A 21,742-nucleotide genomic window follows, 5' to 3' on the forward strand; every position below is an offset into this window, starting at 1 on the left:
ACGCCGGACCACCTGTGAATGACCTTGCCCCGGCCGAAAGATGCGCCAGCGGCAATTGGAGAACGAATCCGTGATCACCGAACTTGAATTCAAGAGCCTCAGCGCGCAGGGCTACAACCGCATTCCGCTGATGGCCGAGGCCTTTGCCGACCTCGAGACACCGCTTTCCCTCTACCTCAAGCTGGCCCATTCGCAAGGCGGCGGCAAGCACAGCTTCCTGCTCGAATCGGTGGTGGGCGGCGAGCGCTTCGGGCGCTACAGCTTCATCGGCCTGCCCGCGCGGACCCTGCTGCGCGCATCCGGCTTCGGGGCCGACGCCGTGACCGAGGTGGTGACCGACGGCCAGGTGGTCGAGACCGCCGCCGGCAATCCGCTGGACTTCGTCGCCGAGTACCAGAAGCGCTTCAAGGTGGCGCTGCGGCCCGGCCTGCCAAGGTTTTGCGGCGGGCTTGCGGGCTACTTCGGCTACGACACGGTGCGGCACATCGAGCGCAAGCTCGAGAAGAGCTGCCCGCCCGATACGCTGGGCTGCCCCGACATCCTGCTGCTGCAGTGCGAAGAGCTGGCCGTCATCGACAACCTCTCGGGCAAGCTCTACCTGATCGTCTATGCCGACCCGAAGCAGCCCGAGGCCTATGCGGTGGGCAAGCGCCGCCTGCGCGAACTCAAGGAGAAGCTCAAGTACTCGGTCAGTGCGCCGGTCGTGAAACCGACGCAGCCGCATCCGCCCGAGCGCAGCTTTGCCAAGGCCGACTACCTTGCGGCCGTGGAGCGCGCCAAGGACATGATCGCCGCCGGCGACTTCATGCAGGTGCAGGTGGGCCAGCGCATCAGCAAGCGCTACACCGAGTCGCCGCTGTCGCTGTACCGCGCGCTGCGTTCGCTGAACCCCTCGCCCTACATGTACTACTACCACCTGGGCGACTTCCACGTGGTGGGCGCCTCGCCCGAGATCCTGGTGCGCCAGGAGAACACGGGCGACGGCGAGCAGAAGATCACCATCCGACCGCTGGCCGGCACCCGCCCGCGCGGCGCCTCGCTGGAGCTGGACAAGGCCGCCGAGGAAGAACTCATCAACGACCCGAAGGAGCGCGCCGAGCACGTGATGCTGATCGACCTCGCGCGCAACGACATCGGCCGCATCGCCAAGACCGGCACCGTGAAGGTGACCGAGGCCTTCGCGGTGGAGCGCTACAGCCACGTGATGCACATCGTGAGCAACGTCGAAGGCACGCTGAAGGACGGCATGACCGCCATCGACGTGCTCAAGGCCACGTTCCCGGCCGGCACGCTGACCGGTGCGCCCAAGGTGCATGCGATGGAACTCATCGACCAGCTGGAGCCCACCAAGCGCGGCCTCTACGGCGGCGCCTGCGGCTACATCAGCTATGCCGGCGACATGGACGTGGCCATCGCCATCCGCACCGGGATCGTGAAGGACCAGATGCTGCACGTGCAGGCCGCGGCCGGGGTGGTCGCCGACTCGGTGCCCGAGCTGGAGTGGAAAGAAACAGAGGCCAAGGCGCGCGCGTTGCTGCGGGCGGCCGAGCTGGTCGAGGAGGGGCTGGAATGAGCAACGTACCCGACATCCAGAACGATTTTTCGCACGAGATCATCGGCGCAGCGGTCGAGGTCCAGCGCGTGCTCGGCACGGGCCTGAGCGAAGACGCCTATGCCGCGGCACTGGCGATCGAACTCGCGGAGCGCGAGATCGGTTTTGCGCAAGGCATGGCGCTGTCGGCCAGCTACAAGGGCCGTTCGCTGGGCGAGGTCTACCGCGCGGGCTTCGTGGTCGAGCAATCGGTCATCGTCGAGCTCAAGGCGGTCGACGTGCTGACCGACCTGCACCGCGCGCAGGTGCTTGCTGCGCTGCGCCTCTCGGGCCTCAAGCTGGGCCTCCTGATCAACTTCAACGTGTTCCCCGTCGTCAAGGGCGTGCACCGGATTGTGAGCAAGCCATGAAACTGCTGATGATCGACAACTACGATTCCTTCACCTACAACATCGTCCAGTACCTGGGCGAACTGGGGGCGGATGTCCAGGTGCACCGCAACGACGAGATCACCGTGGCGCAGATCGGCGAACTGGTCGCATCGGGCGTGACGCGGCTCGTGGTGTCGCCGGGGCCTTGCTCTCCGGCGGAGGCGGGCGTGTCGGTGGCGGCCATCGAGGCGTTCGCGGGCAAGCTGCCGATCCTCGGCGTGTGCCTCGGCCACCAGGCCATCGGCGCGGCCTTCGGCGGCAAGATCATTCGCGCGCGGCAGCTCATGCATGGCAAGACCAGCGAGATCACCACCACGCAGGAAGGCGTGTTCGCGGGACTGCCCGAGAAGTTCACCGTCAACCGCTATCACTCGTTGTCGATCGAGCGCGAAAGCTGCCCTTCGGTCCTGGCGATCACCGCGTGGACCGACGACGGCGAGATCATGGGCGTTCGGCACACCGGCTTTGCGCATGATGTGCGCATCGAGGGCGTGCAGTTCCACCCCGAATCGATCCTCACGGAGCACGGCCACGCGATGCTCAAGAACTTCCTGGACTGAACGCCATGACCGACCGCTCTTCACTCGTCGACCTGCGCAGCGACACCGTCACGCAACCGACCGCGGCGATGCGCGAGGCCATGATGGCGGCGCCGCTCGGCGACGACGTCTTCGGCACCGATCCGAGCGTCAACGGGCTGCAGGAAAAAATCGCTGCGCTGCTGGGCTTCGAGGCGGCGCTTTTCGTGCCGACGGGCACGCAGAGCAACCTCTGCGCCATTCTTTCGCACTGCGGGCGCGGCGACGAATACATCGTCGGCCAGCAGGCGCATTGCTACCGCTGGGAAGGCGGCGGCGCCGCGGTGTTCGGCAGCGTGCAGCCGCAGCCGCTCGACCATGCGCCCGACGGCACGCTGCCGCTCGCGCAGATCGATGCGGCCATCAAGCCCGACGACGCGCACTTTGCGCGCACCCGCCTGCTCGCGCTGGAGAACACGCTGGGCGGCAAGCTGCTGCCGTTCGAGTACGTGCAGGCCGCAACGGACCTGGCCAAGCGCAAGGGCCTGCAGCGGCACCTGGACGGTGCGCGCCTCTTCAACGCCGCAACGGCGCAGGCGGCGCTGGACAAGCGCAGCGATATCCGCGCCGAAGCACGCCGGATCGCGCAGTGCTTCGACAGCGTGTCGGTCTGCTTCAGCAAGGGCCTGGGCGCACCCATCGGCTCGGCGCTGGTCGGTTCGCGCGAGTTCATTGCGCGGGCGCACCGCATCCGCAAGATGGCGGGCGGCGGCATGCGGCAGGCCGGACTGCTTGCCGCGGGGGCTTCGCATGCGCTCGAGCATCACGTCGATCGCCTGGCCGACGACCACGCACTGGCGCGGCGGCTGGCCGAAGGGCTGGAAGGCATCGAGGGATTGAAGGTCGAGGCACCGCACACCAACATCGTGTTCGTCGATCTCACGGGCGCGGCGCAGGCCCGTTCCGCGGAGCTGCTCGCGCACCTGAACCAGCAGGGCATCCTTGCGACCGGCCTCTACCGGCTGCGCTTCGTGACGCACCTCGATGTCGATGCGGCCGGAGTCGATCGCGCCGTCGCCGCCATCCGCGGTTTCTTCAACGCCTGACGCACGGGAGCCCGCGATGCCCGATCTTCCGCATCTGCTCGCCTTCATCGCCGCGGGCTGGCTGCTGAACCTGACGCCGGGCCCCGACGTGCTGTACATCGTGGCCAACTCGCTGCGCTCGGGCGTGCGCGCCGGCATCGTGGGGGGCTTCGGCGTGCTCACCGGCTGCTTCGTCCACATCTTCGCGGCCGCCATCGGCGTCGGCACGCTGATGGCCACCTCGGCGGCGGCCTTCACGGTGCTCAAGTACGTGGGCGCGGCCTACCTGCTGTACCTGGGCCTGCGCATGGTGCTGTCGCGCGCGGGGCCGCCGGCCGACATGACGCAGGCCGCCGCAACCGCGATCCCCAGCCGCAGCCTGAAGGAGATTTTCATGGGCGGCTTCTGGACCAACGTGCTGAACCCGAAGGTCGCGCTGTTCTTCCTGGCCTTCGTGCCGCAGTTCATCGCCCCGGACGCCGACCACAAGGGCCTGTATTTCGTATTGCTGGGCGTGCTGTTCAACCTGAATTCCATTCCCATCGTCGTCGGATGGGCTGCCTTCGCGGGGTGGATGGCGCGCAAAAGCACGGTGCAGAAGGGCATGCACTGGCTCGATCGTGCGGCGGGCGTCCTCTTCATCGGCTTCGGCCTCAAGCTTGCGTTCACCGACGCGCCGGCGGTTCGCGCCGGCCACTGACAAACACCCAGGAGACTTCCCATGATCACCCCCCAGGAAGCGCTGCAGCGCACCATCGAGCACCGCGAGGTCTTCCACGACGAGATGCTGCACATCGTGCGGCTCATCATGAGCGGCGAATGCTCGCCCGTGATGATGGCCGCGCTGATCACCGGCCTGCGCGTGAAGAAGGAAACCATCGGCGAGATCACCGCGGCCGCGCAGGTGATGCGCGAGGTGTCGACCAAGGTGCCGGTGAAGGACACCACGCACCTGGTCGACATCGTGGGCACCGGCGGCGACGGCTCGCACACCTTCAACATCTCGACCTGCTCGATGTTCGTCGCGGCAGCGGCCGGCGCCAAGGTGAGCAAGCATGGCGGGCGCAGCGTGTCGAGCAAGTCGGGCAGCGCCGACGTGCTGGAGTCGCTCGGGGTCAACATCAACCTGCAGCCGGAGCAGATCGCACGCTCCATCGAAGAGGTGGGCATCGGCTTCATGTTCGCGCCCAACCACCACCCCGCCATGAAGAACGTGGCGCCGGTGCGCAAGGAGCTGGGCATCAAGACCATCTTCAACATCCTCGGTCCGCTGACCAACCCGGCGGGCGCGCCCAACATCCTCATGGGCGTGTTCCACCCCGACCTGGTGGGCATCCAGGTGCGCGCGCTGCAGCGCCTGGGCACCGAGCACGCCCTGGTGGTGTATGGCCGCGACGGCATGGACGAGATTTCGCTGGGCGCTGCCACCATGGTGGGCGAGCTCAAGGACGGTGAGATCCGCGAATACGAACTGCACCCCGAGGATTTCGGCTTTGCCATGTCGAGCAACCGCGCGCTGCGCGTGGAGACGCCCGAGCAGTCGAAGGCCATGCTGCTGGGGGTGCTGGACAACCAGTCCGGTCCCGCGCTGGACATCGTGCTGCTCAACGCCGGTGCGGCGCTGTATGCGGCCAACGTGGTCGATTCGATGGCCGCGGGCATTGCGCGTGCACGCGAGGCGGTCGCCTCGGGCGCCGCGCGGGCCAAGCTGGCCGAGCTGGTCAAGGCCTCCACGGCCGCTTGAGCCACCACAGATTTCCGGGAACACAGAACATGTCCGACATCCTCGACAAGATCGTTGCCGTCAAGCGGCAGGAAATTGCGGCTGCGCAAAAGAGAAGCCCGCTCGAAGCCGTGCGCTTCGATGCCGAGAGCCGCGTGCTCACGCGCGACTTCGAAGGCGCGCTGCGCGCCAGGATCGCCGCCGGCCAGGCCGCGGTGATCGCCGAGGTCAAGAAGGCCAGCCCCAGCAAGGGCGTGCTGCGCGAAGACTTCATTCCAGCCGACATCGCGCAGAGCTATGCCGAAGGCGACGGGGAAATCAGCGCCGCCTGTCTCTCGGTGCTCACCGACAAGCAGTTTTTCCAGGGCGGCGTGGACTACCTCAAGCAGGCCCGCGCCTCCTGCGGCCTGCCGGTGCTGCGCAAGGACTTCATCGTCGACGCCTACCAGGTGTACGAATCGCGTGCGATGGGCGCCGATGCCATCCTGTTGATTGCCGCCGTGCTCGACGACGCGCAGATGAAGGACTACGAAGCCACGGCGCGCGCGCTCGGCATGACGGTGCTCGTCGAGGTGCACGACGCGGCCGAACTGGAGCGTGCGCTCAAGCTCAAGACACCGCTCGTCGGCGTGAACAACCGCAACCTGCGCAACTTCGAGGTCTCCATCCAGGCCACCATCGACCTCCTTCCGAGATTGCCGGCCGACCGGCTTGCCGTCACCGAATCGGGCATTGCCACGCGCGAGGACGTGGCCACGCTGCGCGCCGCGGGCGTCCATGCCTTCCTGGTGGGCGAAGCCTTCATGCGCGCCAAGGAGCCCGGCGAGGCGCTCGCGGCATTGTTCAAATGACCAGGCAGGACCAACTGTCGAGCAGCGATCCGGCCGACTGGCCCGTGGCGCCGGGCTGGCGGCCGCTGGTCGATGCGTTTTTCGCCGGCGCCGTGGGGCAGAAGCTGCTGGGCTTCCTGCGCGAGCGGCTCGACGCCGGCGCGGTGATCTTTCCGCCGAAGCCGCTGCGCGCGCTCGAGCTGACGCCGCCCGACGACGTGCGGGTCGTGATCCTGGGGCAGGACCCGTACCACGGGCGCGGACAGGCCGAGGGACTCGCGTTCTCGGTGGCGCCCGGCGTGGCGCTGCCGCCGTCGCTGCGCAACATCTTCAAGGAGCTGCAGCGCGATCTGGGCACGCCGCCACCGCCATTCCCCGATCCGGGAGGCAGCCTGGTGAAATGGGCCACGCACGGCGTGCTGCTGCTCAACACCTGCCTCACCGTCGAAGAGGGGCAGCCCGCCAGCCATTCGGGCCGCGGCTGGGAGGTGTTGACGGACGCGGTCATCCGGCATGTATCAGCCAGCGGGAAACCTGTTGTTTTCATGCTCTGGGGCGCGCATGCCCAAAGTAAGCGTGCATTGATCGATGTTGGGCGCCATAAGGTGCTGATGTCGAATCACCCGTCGCCGCTTTCCGCGCTGCGGCCGCCGGTGCCGTTCATCGGGTGCGGCCACTTCGGCGAGGCGCGTGCCTGGCGGAAGGCTGGGCAAGGGGCGGATTGAATTCAGGGATAATTGCCGGCGTTCCGCCTCGTGCAGTTCCCGCGCTTCTTCTTGGTGCCGGAGTTTCTGCGTAGTCACAAAATCGTGCTATATTTCGAGGTTCGCCGGAGAGGTGGCCGAGTGGTTAATGGCAGCAGACTGTAAATCTGCCCTCTTACGAGTACGCTGGTTCGAATCCAGCCCTCTCCACCAGCGATGAATTTGGTTTCTAAGAGCGATTGGATCTAGCGCTTTGGGTGCCGTGGGTGCCCCCGATGCGGGAGTAGTTCAATGGTAGAACCCCAGCCTTCCAAGCTGATGACGCGGGTTCGATTCCCGTCTCCCGCTCCAGAGACCCGGTTCGACGCCGGAAGCGATTGGTTAGACAAAAGCCCTTTTGGCTCAGTGGTAGAGCACTCCCTTGGTAAGGGAGAGGTCGCGGGTCCGATTCCCGCAAAGGGCACCAGTTTCTGGGGGTTGCAACGAACGGTTTGCAACCCATCTGCATACGTTGAAATCGTTTTTTTCGGAGTCGAAAAATGGCAAAAGGTAAATTCACCCGCACCAAGCCGCACGTGAACGTGGGCACGATCGGTCACGTCGACCACGGCAAGACCACGCTGACGGCTGCAATCGCCACGGTGCTGTCGGCCAAGTTCGGCGGCGAAGCCAAGGCCTACGACCAGATCGATGCGGCGCCCGAAGAAAAGGCCCGCGGCATCACCATCAACACCGCCCACGTCGAGTACGAGACGGCCAACCGCCACTACGCCCACGTCGACTGCCCCGGCCACGCCGACTACGTCAAGAACATGATCACCGGCGCGGCCCAGATGGACGGCGCCATTCTCGTGTGCTCGGCCGCCGACGGCCCCATGCCCCAGACCCGCGAGCACATCCTGCTGGCGCGCCAGGTCGGTGTGGGCTACATCATCGTGTTCCTGAACAAGTGCGACATGGTCGACGACGCCGAGCTGCTCGAGCTGGTCGAGATGGAAGTGCGCGAGCTGCTGGACAAGTACGAATTCCCCGGCGACGACACCCCCATCATCCACGGCTCGGCCAAGCTCGCCCTGGAAGGCGACAAGGGCAAGCTCGGTGAAGAAGCCATCATGAAGCTGGCCGAAGCGCTGGACACCTACATCCCCACGCCCGAGCGCGCCGTGGACGGCACCTTCCTGATGCCTGTGGAAGACGTGTTCTCCATCTCCGGCCGCGGCACCGTGGTGACCGGCGCCGTCGAGCGCGGCGTGATCAAGGTCGGCGAGGAAATCGAGATCGTGGGCATCCGCCCGACCGTCAAGACCACCTGCACCGGCGTGGAAATGTTCCGCAAGCTGCTCGATCAGGGCCAGGCTGGCGACAACGTCGGCGTGCTGCTGCGCGGCACCAAGCGTGAAGAAGTCGAGCGCGGCCAGGTGCTGTGCAAGCCCGGCTCGATCAAGCCGCACACGCACTTCACCGCTGAAGTCTATGTGCTGTCCAAGGACGAAGGTGGCCGTCACACGCCGTTCTTCAACAACTACCGTCCGCAGTTCTACTTCCGCACGACGGACGTGACCGGCGCGATCGAGCTGCCCAAGGACAAGGAAATGGTCATGCCTGGCGACAACGTCAGCATCACCGTGAAGCTGATCAACCCGATCGCGATGGAAGAGGGCCTGCGCTTCGCCATCCGCGAAGGCGGCCGTACCGTGGGTTCGGGCGTCGTGGCCAAGATCCTCGACATCTAAAGCCGAGCGTAAAGAGTACCGGAGGGGTATAGCTCAATTGGCAGAGCGTCGGTCTCCAAAACCGAAGGTTGTAGGTTCGATTCCTACTGCCCCTGCCACCTAGGTGGCACCTCCGAAAAAGCCCCGCCGATGACCCGGCGGTAGGCAAAAAAAGCCCCATCGGTGACCCGATGGAAGGCAAAAAAGCCCATCGTGACCCGATGGGCTTCGGCGTCTCAAAAAGGCGCATTGAATTGAAGGCCGAAAGGCCACAGGAAATCAGCCGAACATGGCCACTTCTCAAATCGAAACCGTGAGCACGGGTGCCGACAAAGCCAAGCTGGCTGCGGCGGTGGCGCTTGCGGTAGGCGCCATCGTGGCGTTCTACCTGCTGGCGGGCAAGGGCTCGCTGGTGCAATGGGCTGCGCTGCTGGTCGGCCTGGCCGCGGCCGTGGGTGCCTTCGGCAGTTCGGAGAATGGTCGCCAGCTCTGGGCCTTTGGCCGCGATTCGTGGCGCGAGGTCAAGAAGGTCGTCTGGCCGACCCGCAAGGAAGCGATGCAGATGACGGCCTATGTGTTCGCCTTCGTGGCGATCATGTCCGTCTTCCTCTGGCTCACCGACAAGACGCTCGAATGGGTGTTTTTCGACCTCATTCTGGGCTGGAGAAAATAAATGACCGACGACGCAGTTGATACCACCCCAGCGGGCACGGAAGAAGAAAACACTTCCCTGCTGGCTCCCGCCGCCAACCCCGATCTGCGTTGGTACGTGGTGCATGCCTATTCGGGCATGGAGAAGGCCGTCGAGCGCAACATCACCGAGCGCATCAACCGTGCCGGCATGCAGGACAAGTTCGGCCGCATCCTGGTCCCGACCGAAGAAGTGGTCGAGATCAAGAACGGCCAGAAGCGCACCACCGAGCGCCGCTTCTTCCCGGGCTACGTGCTGGTCGAGATGATCATGGACGACGAGAGCTGGCACCTGGTGAAGCACACCAACAAGGTGACGGGCTTCGTGGGCGGCGCCAAGAACCGTCCGGCCCCGATCTCCCAGAAAGAGGTCGAGGACATCGTCAACCAGATGCAGCAGGGCACCGAGAAGCCGCGCCACAAGGTCGAGTTCACCGTCGGCGAATTCGTGCGCGTCAAGGAAGGCCCGTTCACCGACTTCAACGGCACGGTCGAAGAAGTCAACTACGAGAAGAGCAAGGTCAGTGTGTCGGTCATGATCTTCGGCCGCGCGACGCCCGTGGAGCTCGAATTCAGCCAGGTCGAGAAGACCTGAGCCGCCGGTCTTCGGACCGGAACCATTTCCGGCTGCGCGTTGTCCGACTCGGCGCGCGGCCTTGATCGAAGAGTCGTCAAACCCCGGGGAGCTGCGGCGAGAGCCAAGGCGATATCACCCGCAAGGAGCAAAGCATGGCGAAAAAAATCGTCGGCTTCATCAAGCTGCAAGTACCAGCTGGTAAGGCCAACCCGTCACCACCCATCGGTCCCGCACTGGGCCAGCGTGGTTTGAACATCATGGAGTTCTGCAAGGCGTTCAACGCGCAGACCCAGAGCGTCGAGCCTGGTCTGCCGCTGCCGGTGGTCATCACCGCGTTCGCTGACAAGAGCTTCACCTTCATCATCAAGACGCCGCCGGCGATCACCTTGATCAAGAAGGCCATCAAGCTGGACAAGGGCTCGGCCCGTCCGCACACCGACAAGGTCGGCAAGATCACGCGCGCACAGCTCGAGGAAATTGCCAAGGCCAAGATGAAGGACCTGACTGCAGCCGACCTGGACGCAGCAGTTCGCACCATCGCCGGCTCTGCCCGTTCGATGGGCGTGAATGTGGAGGGCGTGTAAATGGCCAAGATCACCAAGAAGCAAAAAGCGCTGGCAGGCAAGGTCGACAGCAACAAGCTGTACCCCCTCTCTGACGCCATCGGCATCGTGAAGGAAGCCGCCACCGCCAAGTTCGACGAATCGATCGACGTGGCCGTGCAGCTCGGCATCGACGCGAAGAAGTCTGACCAGGTCGTGCGTGGCGCCGTCGTGCTGCCCAACGGCACCGGCAAGACCAAGCGCGTGGCCGTGTTCGCCCAGGGCGCCAAGGCTGAAGAAGCCAAGGCCGCCGGCGCCGACATCGTCGGCATGGACGACCTGGCTGCCATGGTCAAGGCTGGCGACATGCCTTTCGACGTCGTGATCGCTGCCCCCGACGCGATGCGCGTGGTCGGTACGCTCGGCCAGATCCTCGGCCCGCGCGGCCTGATGCCCAACCCCAAGGTTGGCACGGTGACCCCGGACGTCGCCACGGCCGTGAAGAACGCCAAGGCTGGCCAGGTCCAGTTCCGCGTCGACAAGGCCGGCATCGTGCACGGCACGATCGGCCGCCGCTCGTTCGACAACGACAAGCTGCAGGGCAACCTCGCTGCGCTGATCGACGCCCTGGTCAAGGCCAAGCCGGCGACCAGCAAGGGTGTCTACCTGCGCAAGGTGGCTGTGTCGTCGACCATGGGCCTGGGTGTCCGCGTCGACACGCAGACCATCTCGGCGAGCTGAAGAGATTGGCTCCGCCCCTGACTTCACGGTGAGGGGCGGGGCGAATGTGGTGGGTCGCGGCAGCTCCGGTTGCCGCGAGCCATCCAAGACCGCTGGTGTGCAGGGCGCTGCACTTAATCGCCGGATCGATCCTTCCGGTATCCAGCGCAGATGGCGACCCCACTGCAAGGAATTTGTTTTTGTTCCGAAACAGTTGGTCGCTGCATGAAGCGCGATCCGAGGCCCCGGCCGAAGGTCGCATTAAAAGGAGTAGACCTTGAGTCTGAATCGCAGTGAGAAAGAAGCGGTCATCAGTGATGTGACCAGCCTCGCCGCTAAAGCTCAAACGCTCGTGATGGCGGAATACCGTGGCATCTCGGTGGCCGATATGACCAAACTGCGCAGCGAAGCTCGCAGCAAGGGCGTGACCCTCAGCGTGTTGAAGAACACGCTGGCACGCCGTGCTGTTGCTGGTAGCGCGTTTGAGATTGTTGGCGACCAGATGACCGGTCCGCTGATCTATGGCTTTTCCGAAGACGCAGTGGCCGCCGCCAAGGTGGTGGCCGATTTCGCGAAGACCAACGACAAGTTGGTGATTCGCGGCGGCGCATTCGGCGGCAAGGCCCTGGACGTGAACGGCGTGAAGCAACTGGCCAACATCCCTTCCAAGGAAGTGCTGCTGGCGCAATTGCTGGGCTTGATGCAATCCCCGATCTCTCGTACCGCCCGCGTGCTCGCGGCGCTGGCCGAGAAGCGCGGTGGTGGCGAAGCTGCACCCGCCGATGCACCGGCAGAAGCGCAGGCCGCCTGAGCCTTGCGTTTGAAGTATTCAACCCAATTGTTAGGAAACAAAAATGGCATTCGATAAAGACGCATTTCTGACCGCGCTCGACAGCATGACGGTCCTGGAACTCAACGACCTGGTGAAAGCCATCGAAGAGAAGTTCGGCGTGAGCGCCGCAGCAATGTCGGCTCCCGCTGCTGGCGGCGGCGCTGCTGCAGCCGTGGTCGAAGAGCAGACCGAGTTCAACGTCATGCTGATGGATGCAGGCGCGAACAAGGTGTCGGCGATCAAGGCCGTTCGCGAAATCACCGGCCTGGGCCTCAAGGAAGCCAAGGACCTGGTGGAAGCCGCTCCCAAGGCTGTCAAGGAAGGCCTGTCGAAGGCTGACGCCGAAGCCGCCAAGAAGAAGCTGGAAGACGCTGGCGCCAAGGTGGAACTGAAGTAATTCAGACCCCCTAGAGGGCTGGAGGTGCCTGAAAAGGCCCTCCAGCCTTTGCCGCTTTCAGAGCGCACCCAAAAGGCGGCTCGTTGCCGGCTTACCCGGAGACCTCCAGGTCGACGGAAAAGTCAAAACGAGACGATTTTTGAGTGTCTTCTGACCCCGACTGCAGAAGACCCCTTGGTTCGGGCGATGTGCAACGCATCGCTGTCCGCCAACGGCTGGTAGTGGCCAGCCGCCAAGCAGTGGTGCCTCGGCACTGCTGACAAGTCGCTGAAGATCTCAAGCTCCGGAGCTCTCATGGCCCAATCGTCCGCGTACAGTTACACCGAACGCAAGCGCATCCGAAAAAGTTTCGGCAATCGCGACAGCGTCGTAGAAATCCCCTACCTGCTGCAGATGCAGAAAGACGCGTACACCGCGTTCCTGCAAGCTGGCATTCCTCCCAAACAACGCACCGTCGAAGGCCTGCAGGCCGCGTTCGACGCCGCGTTCCCGATCGTCTCGCACAACGGTTTTGTCGAGATGAAGTTCCTCGAGTACAACCTTGCGAAGCCCGCCTTCGACGTGCGCGAATGTCAGACCCGTGGCCTGACGTTCGCCTCGGCCGTGCGCGCCAAGGTCCAGCTCATCATCTATGACCGCGAGTCGTCGACGTCGCAGTCGAAGGTGGTCAAGGAAGTGAAGGAACAAGAGGTCTACATGGGCGAAGTGCCGCTCATGACCGAAAAGGGTTCCTTCATCATCAACGGCACCGAGCGCGTGATCGTCTCGCAGCTGCACCGTTCGCCGGGCGTGTTCTTCGAGCACGACAAGGGCAAGACGCACAGCTCGGGCAAGCTCCTGTTCTCGGCCCGCGTGATTCCCTACCGCGGCTCGTGGCTGGACTTCGAGTTCGACCCGAAGGACATGCTGTACTTCCGCGTCGACCGCCGCCGCAAGATGCCGGTCACGATCCTGCTGAAGGCCATCGGCCTGAATCCGGAATCGATCCTCGCGAACTTCTTCGTGAACGACAACTTCCGCCTGATGGACAGCGGCGCGCAGATGGAATTCGTTCCCGAGCGCCTGCGCGGCGAAGTCGCGCGCTTCGACATCACCGACAAGTCGGGCAAGGTCGTGGTCGCCAAGGACAAGCGCGTCACCGCGCGCCACACGCGTGAACTGGAGCAGTCGGAAACCACGCACATCAGCGTGCCGGAAGACTTCCTGGTGGGCCGCGTCATCGCCCGCAACATCGTGGACGCCGACTCCGGCGAAATCCTGGCCAAGGCCAACGACGAACTGACCGAAGCGCTGCTGAAGAAGCTGCGCACGGCCGGCGTGCAGGACATCCAGGTCATCTACACCAACGAACTCGACCAGGGCGCGTACATCTCGCAGACCCTGCGCATCGACGAGACGGTGGACGAGTTCGCTGCCCGCGTGGCCATCTACCGCATGATGCGTCCCGGCGAGCCGCCGACGGAAGACGCGGTGCAGGCCCTGTTCCAGCGCCTGTTCTACAACCCGGACACGTACGACCTGTCGCGCGTCGGCCGCATGAAGTTCAATGCCAAGGTCGGCCGCGACGAGTCGACCGGCCCGATGGTGCTGACCAACGAAGACATCCTGGCCGTGGTCAAGATCCTCGTGGACCTGCGCAACGGCAACGGCGAAGTCGACGACATCGACCACCTGGGCAACCGCCGCGTGCGTTGCGTCGGTGAACTGGCCGAGAACCAGTACCGCACCGGCCTGGCGCGTATCGAAAAGGCCGTGAAGGAACGCCTGGGCCAAGCGGAGCAAGAGCCGCTGATGCCACACGACCTGATCAACAGCAAGCCGATCTCGGCCGCGCTGAAGGAATTCTTCGGCGCTTCGCAGCTGTCGCAGTTCATGGACCAGACGAACCCGCTGTCCGAAATCACCCACAAGCGCCGCGTGTCGGCTCTTGGCCCGGGCGGTTTGACGCGTGAACGTGCAGGCTTCGAAGTGCGCGACGTGCACGTGACCCACTATGGCCGCGTGTGCCCGATCGAAACGCCCGAAGGCCCGAACATCGGCCTGATCAACTCGCTGGCCCTGTACGCCCGCCTGAACGAATACGGCTTCATCGAGACGCCGTACCGCCGCGTGGTCGACAGCAAGGTCACGATGGACATCGACTACCTGTCGGCCATCGAGGAAGGCAAGTACGTCATCGCCCAGGCCAATGCAGTGCTGGACAAGGACGGCAAGCTGACCGGCGACCTGGTCTCCGCGCGTGAAGCCGGCGAATCGATCCTGGTGGGCGCGGAACGCGTCCAGTACATGGACGTGTCGCCCGCGCAGATCGTGTCGGTGGCCGCTTCGCTCGTGCCGTTCCTGGAGCACGACGATGCGAACCGCGCGCTGATGGGCGCCAACATGCAGCGCCAGGCCGTGCCTGTGCTGCGCCCCGAGAAGCCGATCGTCGGTACCGGCATCGAGCGCGTTTCCGCGGTCGACTCGGGCACCGTGGTCACGGCCACCCGCGGCGGTATCGTCGACTACGTCGACGCGACCCGCATCGTGGTGCGCGTGAACGACGCCGAAGCGGCAGCCGGTGAAGTCGGTGTGGACATCTACAACCTGATCAAGTATCAGCGTTCGAACCAGAACACCAACATCCACCAGCGTCCGATCGTCAAGCGCGGCGACAAGATCGCCAAGGGCGACGTGGTGGCCGACGGCGCATCGACCGACCTCGGCGAGCTGGCCCTCGGACAGAACATGCTGATCGCGTTCATGCCGTGGAACGGCTACAACTTCGAAGACTCGATCCTGATCTCCGAACGCGTGGTCGCCGAAGACCGCTACACCTCGATCCACATCGAGGAACTGGTGGTGATGGCGCGCGACACCAAGCTGGGCGCCGAAGAAATCACGCGCGACATCCCGAACCTGGCCGAGCAGCAGCTCAACCGCCTGGACGAATCCGGCATCATCTATGTCGGCGCCGAAGTGCAGCCGGGCGACACGCTGGTGGGCAAGGTCACGCCGAAGGGCGAGACCACGCTGACGCCTGAAGAGAAGCTGCTTCGCGCCATCTTCGGCGAGAAGGCTTCCGACGTGAAGGACACCTCGCTGCGCGTGGACCAGGGCTCGCAAGGCACGGTGATCGACGTGCAGGTGTTCACCCGCGAAGGCATCACGCGCGACAAGCGCGCCCAGCAGATCATCGACGACGAGCTCAAGCGCTTCCGCCTCGACCTGAACGACCAGCTTCGCATCGTCGAAGCCGACGCGTTCGACCGTATCGAGAAGCTGCTGACGGGCAAGGTCGCCAACGGCGGCCCGAACAAGCTGGCCAAGGGCACCAAGCTCGACAAGGCCTACCTGTCGTCGGTCGAGAAGTTCCACTGGTTCGACATCCGCCCGGCGGACGACGAAGTGGCTTCGCAGCTCGAAAGCATCAAGAACTCGCTCGAGCAGACGCGCCACAGCTTCGACCTCGCGTTCGAAGAAAAGCGCAAGAAGCTCACGCAGGGCGACGAGCTGCCCGCGGGCGTGCTCAAGATGGTCAAGGTCTACCTGGCCGTCAAGCGCCGCCTGCAGCCCGGCGACAAGATGGCCGGCCGCCACGGCAACAAGGGTGTGGTGTCCAAGATCGTTCCGGTCGAAGACATGCCCCACATGGCCGACGGCACGCCGTGCGACATCTGCCTGAATCCGCTGGGCGTGCCTTCGCGGATGAACGTGGGCCAGGTGCTCGAAGTGCACCTGGGCTGGGCCGGCAAGGGCATCGGCCAGCGCATCGGCGACCTGCTGCAGCAAGAAGCCAAGGTGGCCGAGCTGCGCAAGTTCATGGAACAGCTGTACAACGGCTCGGGCCGCAAGGAAGACCTCGGCAAGCTGAGCGACACCGACCTGCTCGAGATGGCGGAGAACCTCTCCAGCGGCGCGACCTTCGCGACGCCGGTGTTCGACGGTGCCTCGGAAGAAGAAATCCGCGGCATGCTGAAGCTCGCCTATCCGGACGACATCGCCAAGCTCAAGGGCCTGACCGACACCCGCACGCAGGCCTACCTGTACGACGGCCGCACCGGCGACCAGTTCGAGCGTCCCGTCACCGTGGGCTACATGCACTTCTTGAAGCTGCACCACCTGGTGGACGACAAGATGCACGCCCGCTCGACCGGCCCGTACTCGCTGGTCACGCAGCAGCCGCTGGGCGGCAAGGCCCAGTTCGGCGGCCAGCGTTTCGGTGAGATGGAAGTTTGGGCGCTGGAAGCCTATGGCGCCGCCTACGTCCTGCAGGAAATGCTGACCGTGAAATCCGACGACGTGCAAGGCCGTACCAAGGTGTACGAAAGCATCGTCAAGGGCGAACACACGATCGAAGCCGGCATGCCGGAATCGTTCAACGTGCTGGTCAAGGAAATCCGTTCGCTGGGTCTCGACATCGAGCTCGAGCGTTCGTAATCAGAAGAGGAAAGAGTCACATGAAATCGCTACTCGACCTGTTCAAGCAGTTCACACCCGATGAGCATTTCGATGCCATCAAGATCGGCATGGCTTCGCCCGAGAAGATCCGTTCGTGGTCTTTCGGCGAGGTGAAGAAGCCAGAGACGATCAACTACCGCACGTTCAAGCCCGAGCGCGACGGTCTCTTCTGCGCCAAGATCTTCGGCCCCATCAAGGACTACGAGTGCCTGTGCGGCAAGTACAAGCGCCTGAAGCACCGCGGCGTGATCTGCGAGAAGTGCGGCGTTGAAGTCACGCAGACCAAGGTGCGCCGCGAGCGCATGGGCCACATCGACCTGGCCGCGCCCTGCGCGCACATCTGGTTCCTGAAGTCGCTGCCGTCGCGCCTGGGCCTCGTGCTCGACATGACGCTGCGCGACATCGAACGCGTGCTGTACTTCGAAGCCTACGTGATCACCGACCCCGGCATGACCCCGCTGAAGAAGTTCGGCATCATGTCCGAGGACGACTATGACGCCAAGCGCAAGGAATACGGCGACGAGTTCGTCGCCAAGATGGGCGCCGAAGGCATCAAGGACCTGCTCGAAGGCATCGAACTCGACAGCGAGATCGAACGCCTGCGCGGCGACCTGACCGGCTCCGAAGTCAAGGTCAAGAAGAACTCCAAGCGCCTGAAGGTGCTCGAGGCCTTCCGCAAGTCGGGCATCAAGCCCGAGTGGATGGTGCTGGACGTGCTGCCGGTGCTGCCGCCGGACCTGCGTCCGCTGGTGCCGCTGGACGGCGGCCGCTTTGCGACCTCCGACCTGAACGACCTGTACAGGCGTGTGATCAACCGCAACTCGCGCCTGCGTCGTCTGCTGGAACTCAAGGCTCCGGAAATCATTGCTCGCAATGAAAAGCGGATGCTGCAAGAGGCTGTCGACTCGCTGCTCGACAACGGCCGTCGCGGCAAGGCAATGACCGGTGCGAATAAGCGCGCACTCAAGTCCTTGGCCGACATGATCAAGGGCAAGAGCGGCCGCTTCCGCCAGAATCTGCTGGGCAAGCGCGTCGACTACTCGGGCCGTTCGGTCATCGTGGTGGGCCCGACGCTCAAGCTGCACCAGTGCGGCCTGCCGAAGCTGATGGCGCTCGAGCTGTTCAAGCCCTTCATCTTCTCGCGCCTCGAAGCCATGGGCATCGCGACCACGATCAAGGCTGCCAAGAAGGAAGTCGAATCCGGCACGCCGGTGGTCTGGGACATCCTGGAAGAAGTGATCAAGGAACACCCGGTCATGCTGAACCGTGCGCCTACGCTGCACCGTTTGGGCATCCAGGCGTTCGAGCCGATCCTGATCGAAGGCAAGGCGATCCAGCTGCACCCGCTGGTTTGCGCGGCGTTCAACGCCGACTTCGACGGCGACCAGATGGCCGTCCACGTGCCGCTGTCGGTGGAAGCGCAGATGGAAGCCCGCACGCTGATGCTGGCCTCCAACAACGTGCTGTTCCCGGCTTCGGGCGAACCGTCGATCGTTCCTTCGCAGGACGTGGTGCTGGGTCTTTACTACACGACCCGCGACCGCATCAACGGCAAGGGCGAGGGCCTGATCTTCTCCGATATCGGTGAAGTGCAGCGTGCGCTCGACGCCAACGAAGTCGAGCTGACCGCCAAGGTGGCAGTGCGCATCACGGAGTACACCAAGGACAAGGAAACGGGCGAGTTCACGCCGTCCACGTCGCTGGTGGACACCACCGTGGGCCGTGCGCTGCTGTCCGAGATCCTGCCCAAGGGCCTGCCGTTCTCGAACATCAACAAGGCGCTGAAGAAGAAGGAAATCTCCAAGCTCATCAACGTCTCGTTCCGCAAGTGCGGCCTCAAGGAGACCGTGGTGTTCGCCGACAAGCTGCTGCAGAACGGCTTCCGCCTCGCGACCAAGGCCGGCATTTCGATCGCGATCGACGACATGCTGGTGCCTGCTGAAAAGCACGGCATCATCGAGCGCTCGGCCAAGGAAGTGAAGGAGATCGAGCAGCAGTACGTCTCGGGCCTCGTGACCTCCGGCGAGCGCTACAACAAGGTGGTGGACATCTGGGGCAAGGCCGGCGACGAAGTGTCGAAGGTCATGATGTCCAAGCTGTCCAAGCAGAAGGTCATCGACCGCCACGGCAACGAAGTGGAGCAGGAGTCCTTCAACTCCATCTACATGATGGCCGACTCCGGCGCCCGCGGTTCGGCGGCGCAGATTCGCCAGGTGGCCGGCATGCGTGGCCTGATGGCCAAGCCCGATGGCTCGATCATCGAGACGCCCATCACCGCGAACTTCCGCGAAGGCCTGAACGTGCTGGAGTACTTCATCTCCACCCACGGCGCCCGCAAGGGCCTGGCCGACACGGCACTGAAGACCGCGAACTCGGGTTACCTGACCCGCCGCCTGGTCGACGTGACGCAAGACCTGGTGGTGACCGAGCAGGACTGCGGCACGCACGGCGGCTACCTGATGCGCGCCATCGTCGAAGGCGGTGAAGTGATCGAGTCGCTGCGCGACCGTATCCTCGGCCGCTCGGCCGCGGACGACGTGCTTCACCCGGAGAACCGTTCGGTGCTGCTCAAGGCCGGCGAGATGTTCGACGAAGACAACATCGAGTTCCTGGAAGCCCAGGGCGTCGACGAAGTCAAGGTCCGCACCGCGCTGACCTGCGAGACGCGCTTCGGCATTTGCGCGACATGCTACGGGCGCGACCTGGGCCGCGGCGGCCTGATCAACATCGGCGAAGCCGTCGGTGTGATCGCGGCGCAGTCGATCGGCGAACCCGGCACGCAGCTCACGATGCGTACGTTCCACATCGGCGGCGCGGCATCGCGTGCGGCGGTGGCCTCGAGCGTCGAAGCCAAGTCCAACGGCACGATCGGCTTCAACGCCACGATGCGCTACGTGACCAACAGCAAGAACGAACTGGTGGTGATTGCACGTTCGGGCGAGATCGTCATCCATGACGAGCATGGCCGCGAGCGCGAGCGCCACAAGGTGCCGTACGGCGCGATCCTGGCGGTCAAGGCCGACCAGCAGATCAAGGCCGGCCACGTGCTCGCCAACTGGGATCCGCTGACGCGCCCCATCATCACCGAGTTCGCCGGCAAGACGCAGTTCGAGAACGTCGAGGAAGGCCTCACGGTTGCGAAGCAGGTGGACGAAGTGACGGGTCTGTCGACCCTGGTCGTGATCGATCCGAAGCGCCGCGGCGCTGCCAAGGTCGTGCGTCCGCAGGTGAAGCTCATCGACGCCTCCGGCGCCGAAGTGAAGATCCCGGGCACCGACCACTCGGTGACGATCGGCTTCCCGATCGGCGCCCTGGTGCAGATCCGCGACGGCCAGGACGTGGGCCCCGGCGAAGTGCTGGCGCGTATTCCGGTCGAAGGCCAGAAGACCCGCGACATCACCGGCGGTCTGCCGCGCGTTGCCGAGCTGTTCGAGGCGCGTTCGCCGAAGGACAAGGGCATGCTGGCCGAGATGACCGGTACCGTGTCGTTCGGCAAGGAGACCAAGGGCAAGATCCGCCTGCAGATCACCGATCCGGAAGGCGGCGTCTACGAAGACCTCGTGCCGAAGGAAAAGAACATCCTGGTGCACGAAGGCCAGGTGGTGAACAAGGGCGAAAGCGTGGTCGACGGCCCGGCGGATCCGCAGGACATCCTGCGCCTGCTGGGTTCGGAAGAACTCGCGCGCTACATCGTGGACGAAGTGCAGGACGTGTACCGTTTGCAGGGCGTGAAGATCAACGACAAGCACATCGAGGTGATCGTTCGCCAGATGCTGCGCCGCGTCGTGGTCGAGAACCCGGGCGACACCAGCTACATCGCGGGTGAACAGGTCGAACGCAGCGAGATGCTCAACACCAACGACGCCCTGCGCGCCGAAGACAAGCTGCCCGCCACGTTCACCAACCTGCTGCTGGGTATCACGAAGGCTTCGCTCTCGACCGACTCGTTCATCTCGGCTGCGTCGTTCCAGGAAACGACGCGCGTGCTGACCGAAGCCGCGATCATGGGCAAGCGCGACGAGCTGCGCGGCCTGAAGGAAAACGTCATCGTCGGCCGCCTGATCCCCGCGGGCACCGGCATGGCGTACCACCAGGCACGCAAGGTCAAGGACCAGATGGACGAGGCCGAGCGCCGCGCCATCGCCGAATCGGAAGCTGCAGAGCTGGCCGGTTCGACCAGCGATGTTTCGAGCACGGCCGACGCCAGCGAGGGCGCCGCGTCCGAATAACTCGGTAGCATCACCGGCCATGACCGGTATCCAACGCCCCCCGACCGAATCCGGTCGGGGGGCGTTTTTCTTTGAGTCGAATCCATGAAGTGTTCTTGCAGATGAGTGCCTTGCCCGATTCGCTGCCCGGCTGGATCGTCGCTGCGGTGCTGTTGTTCTGGTTCGTGGGGGCCTACAACAGGCTGGTGCGGCTGCGCGCCGCCGTGCTCCAGGCCTATGCCACGCTGGACGCCGCGCTGCGCAAGCAACTGGACTTCGTCCAGGCCAGCATTGCGGCCGCGGTGCCTGAAAGAGATGCACCGTCGCCGACCCATTCTTCGTCGGTGGCCCCACTGAAGGCCGCCGCGACCCAGCTCGCCACGTTGCTTGGCGCGACCCGGCTGCATCCGCTCGATCCGGGCGGTATGGCAGCGCTGGCCACGGCGCTGCAGGTGCTGGTTTCCGCATGGCAGCGCCAGCACCCGGACGCGGTGACGGTCTTCGACGCCGACGGCACGCTGTCGCGGCCCGCGCCGCTGCTGCCGAGCGGTGCCGCCGGCGGGGCAGGGGCCGCATCGGCCGGCGCCGCCGAGCCCATCGCCTGGCCCGAGCCTTCGGCCGCGGCCGAGATTGCGCGCAGCCAGTTCAACCTGGCAGTGGCGCAATACAACGCCGCCATCGTCCAGTTCCCGGCCTTGCTGGTGGCATGGATGGTGCGATTGCGTCCGGCCGCCCCCTTGCTCTGAAGATGTTTCTTCAATTTGTCGGCGAACGCCTTCTT

18 protein-coding genes and 4 tRNA genes are annotated in these 21,742 nt (G+C 64.5%); all 22 read left to right on the forward strand.

Translation table 11 applies throughout. The annotated features are described in order from the left end of the window. Nucleotides 1-70: 70 nt before the first annotated feature. The 22 genes from trpE to ABID97_RS05355 all read left to right on the forward strand — a co-directional run bounded on the left by trpE (nt 71) and on the right by ABID97_RS05355 (nt 21,707). A complete protein-coding gene (gene trpE, locus ABID97_RS05250) occupies nt 71-1,573 on the forward strand; it encodes an anthranilate synthase component I (protein WP_354397491.1) in 1,503 nt (500 codons plus the stop codon). After that, the gene (locus ABID97_RS05255) at nt 1,570-1,962 is read left to right on the forward strand and encodes a GxxExxY protein (protein WP_354397492.1); all 393 of its coding nucleotides are present in this window, start codon (nt 1,570-1,572) and stop codon (nt 1,960-1,962) included. Before trpE ends, ABID97_RS05255 begins: the two co-directional genes overlap by 4 nt. Then, nucleotides 1,959-2,543, forward strand: a complete 585-nt coding sequence (locus tag ABID97_RS05260; protein WP_354397493.1) for an aminodeoxychorismate/anthranilate synthase component II — start codon at nt 1,959-1,961, stop codon at nt 2,541-2,543. Before ABID97_RS05255 ends, ABID97_RS05260 begins: the two co-directional genes overlap by 4 nt. Nucleotides 2,544-2,548: 5 nt before the next feature. Further along, nucleotides 2,549-3,607 carry a low-specificity L-threonine aldolase gene (gene ltaE / locus ABID97_RS05265; protein ID WP_354397494.1) on the forward strand — a complete coding sequence of 353 codons (1,059 nt, stop codon included), beginning with the start codon at nt 2,549-2,551 and terminating at the stop codon, nt 3,605-3,607. Between the two features lie 16 nt (nt 3,608-3,623). Further along, entirely contained in the window at nt 3,624-4,286 is a 663-nt protein-coding gene (locus ABID97_RS05270) for a LysE family translocator (RefSeq protein ID WP_354397495.1), read from the forward strand. A gap of 21 nt (nt 4,287-4,307) precedes the next feature. Then, nucleotides 4,308-5,330, forward strand: a complete 1,023-nt coding sequence (gene trpD / locus ABID97_RS05275) for an anthranilate phosphoribosyltransferase (protein ID WP_354397496.1) — start codon at nt 4,308-4,310, stop codon at nt 5,328-5,330. Nucleotides 5,331-5,359: 29 nt separating this feature from the next. Continuing rightward, nucleotides 5,360-6,160 (forward strand): indole-3-glycerol phosphate synthase TrpC, encoded by an 801-nt coding sequence (gene trpC / locus ABID97_RS05280; RefSeq protein WP_354397497.1) that lies wholly within the window; start codon nt 5,360-5,362, stop codon nt 6,158-6,160. Beyond that, on the forward strand, nt 6,157-6,864 hold the full coding sequence (locus ABID97_RS05285; protein WP_354397498.1) for a uracil-DNA glycosylase: 708 nt from the start codon (nt 6,157-6,159) through the stop codon (nt 6,862-6,864). Before trpC ends, ABID97_RS05285 begins: the two co-directional genes overlap by 4 nt. A 106-nt stretch (nt 6,865-6,970) precedes the next feature. Next, a tRNA-Tyr gene (locus ABID97_RS05290) sits at nt 6,971-7,056 on the forward strand. A 64-nt stretch (nt 7,057-7,120) separates the two neighbouring features. Beyond that, nucleotides 7,121-7,194 (forward strand) — tRNA-Gly (locus ABID97_RS05295). Nucleotides 7,195-7,234: 40 nt separating this feature from the next. After that, nucleotides 7,235-7,309: transfer RNA gene (locus tag ABID97_RS05300), tRNA-Thr, on the forward strand. 73 nt (nt 7,310-7,382) lie between these two features. Then, nucleotides 7,383-8,576 carry an elongation factor Tu gene (gene tuf / locus ABID97_RS05305; RefSeq protein WP_012745744.1) on the forward strand — a complete coding sequence of 398 codons (1,194 nt, stop codon included), beginning with the start codon at nt 7,383-7,385 and terminating at the stop codon, nt 8,574-8,576. Nucleotides 8,577-8,598: 22 nt separating this feature from the next. Further along, nucleotides 8,599-8,674: transfer RNA gene (locus tag ABID97_RS05310), tRNA-Trp, on the forward strand. Between the two features lie 170 nt (nt 8,675-8,844). Then, nucleotides 8,845-9,228 carry a preprotein translocase subunit SecE gene (secE, locus tag ABID97_RS05315; RefSeq protein ID WP_354397499.1) on the forward strand — a complete coding sequence of 128 codons (384 nt, stop codon included), beginning with the start codon at nt 8,845-8,847 and terminating at the stop codon, nt 9,226-9,228. Continuing rightward, entirely contained in the window at nt 9,229-9,840 is a 612-nt protein-coding gene (nusG, locus tag ABID97_RS05320; RefSeq protein ID WP_354397500.1) for a transcription termination/antitermination protein NusG, read from the forward strand. A gap of 134 nt (nt 9,841-9,974) precedes the next feature. Beyond that, nucleotides 9,975-10,406 (forward strand): 50S ribosomal protein L11, encoded by a 432-nt coding sequence (rplK, locus tag ABID97_RS05325; protein ID WP_055801191.1) that lies wholly within the window; start codon nt 9,975-9,977, stop codon nt 10,404-10,406. Continuing rightward, a complete protein-coding gene (gene rplA / locus ABID97_RS05330; RefSeq protein WP_028258526.1) occupies nt 10,407-11,105 on the forward strand; it encodes a 50S ribosomal protein L1 in 699 nt (232 codons plus the stop codon). It begins immediately after the preceding gene. 256 nt (nt 11,106-11,361) lie between these two features. After that, nucleotides 11,362-11,895 carry a 50S ribosomal protein L10 gene (gene rplJ / locus ABID97_RS05335; protein WP_354397501.1) on the forward strand — a complete coding sequence of 178 codons (534 nt, stop codon included), beginning with the start codon at nt 11,362-11,364 and terminating at the stop codon, nt 11,893-11,895. Nucleotides 11,896-11,938: 43 nt separating this feature from the next. Further along, nucleotides 11,939-12,313 carry a 50S ribosomal protein L7/L12 gene (gene rplL / locus ABID97_RS05340; protein WP_055801198.1) on the forward strand — a complete coding sequence of 125 codons (375 nt, stop codon included), beginning with the start codon at nt 11,939-11,941 and terminating at the stop codon, nt 12,311-12,313. Nucleotides 12,314-12,607: 294 nt separating this feature from the next. Next, nucleotides 12,608-16,732, forward strand: a complete 4,125-nt coding sequence (gene rpoB / locus ABID97_RS05345; protein ID WP_354397502.1) for a DNA-directed RNA polymerase subunit beta — start codon at nt 12,608-12,610, stop codon at nt 16,730-16,732. Between the two features lie 20 nt (nt 16,733-16,752). Continuing rightward, nucleotides 16,753-20,982, forward strand: a complete 4,230-nt coding sequence (gene rpoC / locus ABID97_RS05350; RefSeq protein WP_354397503.1) for a DNA-directed RNA polymerase subunit beta' — start codon at nt 16,753-16,755, stop codon at nt 20,980-20,982. 101 nt (nt 20,983-21,083) lie between these two features. Then, nucleotides 21,084-21,707 (forward strand): LemA family protein, encoded by a 624-nt coding sequence (locus ABID97_RS05355; RefSeq protein ID WP_354397504.1) that lies wholly within the window; start codon nt 21,084-21,086, stop codon nt 21,705-21,707. Nucleotides 21,708-21,742 lie beyond the last annotated feature (35 nt).

The organism is Variovorax sp. OAS795, assembly GCF_040546685.1.
In the GTDB taxonomy this organism is placed as follows: domain Bacteria; phylum Pseudomonadota; class Gammaproteobacteria; order Burkholderiales; family Burkholderiaceae_C; genus Variovorax.

Bases quoted from the DNA above. Each gene is read 5' to 3' on its own strand.
- trpD (WP_354397496.1), top strand. From the start codon at position 4,308: ATGATCACCCCCCAGGAAGCGCTGCAGCGCACCATCGAGCACCGCGAG.
- rplL (WP_055801198.1), top strand. From the start codon at position 11,939: ATGGCATTCGATAAAGACGCATTTCTGACCGCGCTCGACAGCATGACG.
- rpoC (WP_354397503.1), top strand. From the start codon at position 16,753: ATGAAATCGCTACTCGACCTGTTCAAGCAGTTCACACCCGATGAGCAT.
- rplK (WP_055801191.1), top strand. From the start codon at position 9,975: ATGGCGAAAAAAATCGTCGGCTTCATCAAGCTGCAAGTACCAGCTGGT.
- ABID97_RS05260 (WP_354397493.1), top strand. From the start codon at position 1,959: ATGAAACTGCTGATGATCGACAACTACGATTCCTTCACCTACAACATC.
- rplA (WP_028258526.1), top strand. From the start codon at position 10,407: ATGGCCAAGATCACCAAGAAGCAAAAAGCGCTGGCAGGCAAGGTCGAC.
- nusG (WP_354397500.1), top strand. From the start codon at position 9,229: ATGACCGACGACGCAGTTGATACCACCCCAGCGGGCACGGAAGAAGAA.
- tuf (WP_012745744.1), top strand. From the start codon at position 7,383: ATGGCAAAAGGTAAATTCACCCGCACCAAGCCGCACGTGAACGTGGGC.
- rpoB (WP_354397502.1), top strand. From the start codon at position 12,608: ATGGCCCAATCGTCCGCGTACAGTTACACCGAACGCAAGCGCATCCGA.
- ABID97_RS05270 (WP_354397495.1), top strand. From the start codon at position 3,624: ATGCCCGATCTTCCGCATCTGCTCGCCTTCATCGCCGCGGGCTGGCTG.
- ABID97_RS05285 (WP_354397498.1), top strand. From the start codon at position 6,157: ATGACCAGGCAGGACCAACTGTCGAGCAGCGATCCGGCCGACTGGCCC.
- ABID97_RS05255 (WP_354397492.1), top strand. From the start codon at position 1,570: ATGAGCAACGTACCCGACATCCAGAACGATTTTTCGCACGAGATCATC.
- ABID97_RS05355 (WP_354397504.1), top strand. From the start codon at position 21,084: ATGAGTGCCTTGCCCGATTCGCTGCCCGGCTGGATCGTCGCTGCGGTG.
- secE (WP_354397499.1), top strand. From the start codon at position 8,845: ATGGCCACTTCTCAAATCGAAACCGTGAGCACGGGTGCCGACAAAGCC.
- trpC (WP_354397497.1), top strand. From the start codon at position 5,360: ATGTCCGACATCCTCGACAAGATCGTTGCCGTCAAGCGGCAGGAAATT.
- ltaE (WP_354397494.1), top strand. From the start codon at position 2,549: ATGACCGACCGCTCTTCACTCGTCGACCTGCGCAGCGACACCGTCACG.